Raw genomic sequence first — 2,882 nt, forward strand, 5'->3', positions numbered from 1 at the left:
TGTCTTCTTTTAAAGATAAAAAAGACAAAACCCCTCGTTTTTAAGGGGCTAGGGATTAGGGGCTAGGGGCTAGGGGAAGTCAAAAGTCAAAAGTCAAAAGTCAAAAGTCCACCTCTTCCCTCTCCCTAACCCCTAACCCCTGACCCCTAACCCCTATTAAGTTTGGCTCGCAGTTCATCTTTAAGGCGGTTAAGAATCGAACTTTCATCTAACGAAGCTAAAATGCGGCTGACAACAGCTTTCGGGCCATCAGGGCCCCAAGAAGCGCCATTAGCTAAATATGCTTTAGTGACTTGTCCGATACCGTAAGATGAAACACCGGCCACACCAGCTTGAGTTATTGCTACAGATACATAAGCACCTAAAGAAACTCCACCTGTTACAGGTGCTGCTAAACCTAATAAGCTTTTCAGAGAACTTAAACCTAAAGTTGCTACCAATTCGCTAGCACTTAAACCGCCCATACACAAAGCTATTTTTTGCAATAAAGATACCGCGCCTTGTTGCGTCATGGGGATGCCGTAAAGTTTGGATAAGGTTAATATCAAAGCAACGTCGATGACGGCACCGCTGAGTAAGTCGATCGCCGTGACCGGATTGAGTGCGATCGCTACAGCTTTAGTTATCGTTGCGTTCCAGATAATTCGGTTAGCGCTGCTATCTCGAATTGCCATTTTTCGCTGTAGGATCTGCTCGTTGACTTCATCGGCATACAGCATCGAGTTGAGCGCGACGATCGATTTACCTTCTCGGTGCAAAATCTCCAAAATTTTCAGCTTGAGATCCTCAACTTGCGGCGCTCCCGGCTTTAACTGCACTCCCAAACTACCATCAGAACGACGCACTGCTTCCGCTACCAGAGGTGAAGCTGCTGCCATCACTATTTCATCAGGCGATAGCAATTCTCGCACTCTGTCGTCCCGAATTTTTTCATAAATTGCCATTCGGTCTACTTCGGGATATTGGTCGATTTTGTTGAACACGAGCAACATCGGTTTACCGGCTTTCCGCAGTTCGGAAAGCGCTTCGTGTTCTACTTTAGTCATATCCCCAGCGATCGCAAACAAAATCAGATCTGCCTGTTTGGCAACATCACGGGCCAAAGCGGCGCGAGTTTCGCCGTCCACTTCATCCAATCCGGGAGTATCGATTAGTTCTACCTGGGAATTACCGTTACCTGGAAAGGCAACTCGCAAAACTTCGGAATTATTATTACCGACTGTCTCTCGACTGTAGCACCAATTTACCCTTTCGCTGGTGCGGGTAACGCCGTGGATAGGGCCGGTTTCAAACACTTTTTCGCCCACCAAAGCGTTGAGCATGGAAGATTTACCTCGCCCTACCATACCAAAAACGGCTATCTGGACAACAGACCGTTCTAATTTGTCCAGCATCACCTCTAAATCTTCAATTGCCGGTTCTAGTCCCGCTCGTTCTTGCGGTGTCAGATCTAGGTTGGTTACGATGTCTCGCAGGGCGGTTTGTGCTTGTTTGTAGTTGAGTTCTGCTTGAATATCGGCAAAGCTAAAAATAACGCTGTCTAGTTCGCCTAAATCTGCGGAATTCAAAGGGGTAGAGTCGTTGCGATTGGGATAAGGGGGATCGGGAATCTTAGCAGTCAAAGGGTAACCTCCGACGATCGACAGGGGATAAGGAGATTTTTGGCAGTATATCGCCACTGGGGTACTTATTCGATCCTAGTCATCTTGACTGCGATCGCCACAGCTTTACCATGAAAGTTAAACCTTAAAGCGAGTCACCATTAAGTTGTGAGTTCTAAACGTCTGCCAGAAACTACTGCCTATGTCCGGATTCTCAGACAGTCTTGGCAAGAAGGCTTCATTGAAGGTGAAGTGAGAGCGGGTCAGTATGACTGGCAATTCCAGTGGTGTTTCAGACAAGGCAAGTTGTTCGTTCAGCCGTCCTTGGGTCGAGCTTTAATTCACGAACCGCTGGGTCGTTTTCTGGAAAAATCAGATTACAAATTAGAGCCTGGAGGAGATTACGCTTTTACAATCCGGGCTGAACTTTAGCGCCAAGTCTAAAAACACGCTTAAAAAATCTATCTATTTGGCGATGACAATATATATTCAAGCCAGGATTTTTTTCAAAAAATCAGGGACATGAATATTTTAAAGTTCAAAAAAGCAATAAACTTAGTCTTTTTTAACACCTAAAAGGCGTTCTAGGTATCTTTCAATGAGGAGAATGGCAACAATATCATCTACAGGTCGCGGCAAAGGTCGCATTCCTTTGGGAATCAAGCTATACAACCCTTTGGGTGGGTACATTTGCCAATAGCGATCGCGTGCTTCTAAGGTACTGTAACGCTCATCAACTAAAATTATTCTTAGAGGTTCTGGTAATTCTTCAGTTAGTTGTTGTTTCCACTTTTTAGAAGTAGTTTGATCTCCCATTACCAAAACAGAAATGGGATATTTTTTGCGTAAGTTTTGAATGCTGGCGATCGCTTCTTCTGCGGGAATCACTTCATGGTAATGCAGTTTGCGATCCACCGCCATCACAGCTAAACCACACTTCTGACGGCCAGGATCGAAACCTAAGATCGCAGGCTGATCCGGAGTCAAATCCGAGTCGGGAGTAGGATTGGCCTTAGAAAACATGGCATCTAATTGGATGAGCAGTCTTCAGTGTGCCAAAAAATCCCAGATTTAGCTAGTCGATTGCGTTCGGAAAACCACTTGTCCGCCTTGAATGGCGATCAGATCCATTTTGACAGGCCCAGCAGTATAGGTGGGTTCCGCTGCTACTACTCGGACATCTAAAGGTTGCTTGGACTGTTTGACTTGCTCTAGAAAGCGGGTCAGCGTTTCGATGCGATCGTCTCCGATTTGAATTCGATCGGCTACAATGCCAGCACG

General features: G+C 45.8%; 3 protein-coding genes and 1 pseudogene. 1 reads left to right on the forward strand and 3 read right to left on the reverse strand.

Features of this window, described 5'->3' with window-relative positions:
• Positions 1–146 precede the first annotated feature (146 nt).
• Positions 147–1,568, reverse strand: a complete 1,422-nt coding sequence (locus H6S82_RS27300; protein WP_242057128.1) for a GTP-binding protein — start codon at positions 1,566–1,568, stop codon at positions 147–149.
• A gap of 201 nt (positions 1,569–1,769) precedes the next feature.
• Here H6S82_RS27300 and H6S82_RS27305 point away from each other — a divergent pair, with 201 nt between their 5' ends.
• Complete coding sequence (locus tag H6S82_RS27305) at positions 1,770–2,033, forward strand: DUF3146 family protein (RefSeq protein WP_190473492.1); 264 nt, start codon at positions 1,770–1,772, stop codon at positions 2,031–2,033.
• 123 nt (positions 2,034–2,156) lie between these two features.
• Here the strand turns inward: H6S82_RS27305 and H6S82_RS27310 are convergent, their stop codons facing one another.
• Positions 2,157–2,624 (reverse strand): pre-16S rRNA-processing nuclease YqgF, encoded by a 468-nt coding sequence (locus H6S82_RS27310; protein ID WP_190473495.1) that lies wholly within the window; start codon positions 2,622–2,624, stop codon positions 2,157–2,159.
• A gap of 48 nt (positions 2,625–2,672) precedes the next feature.
• Positions 2,673–2,882, reverse strand: a pseudogene (locus H6S82_RS27315) (DUF3084 domain-containing protein); the annotation flags it as partial.

The organism is Planktothrix sp. FACHB-1355 (genome assembly GCF_014748295.1).
Taxonomy (GTDB): Bacteria; Cyanobacteriota; Cyanobacteriia; order Cyanobacteriales; family Aerosakkonemataceae; genus Aerosakkonema; species Aerosakkonema funiforme_A.

Excerpts from the sequence above, each read along its gene's own strand:
- H6S82_RS27310 (WP_190473495.1), bottom strand. The coding sequence starts at position 2,624 with ATGTTTTCTAAGGCCAATCCTACTCCCGACTCGGATTTGACTCCGGAT.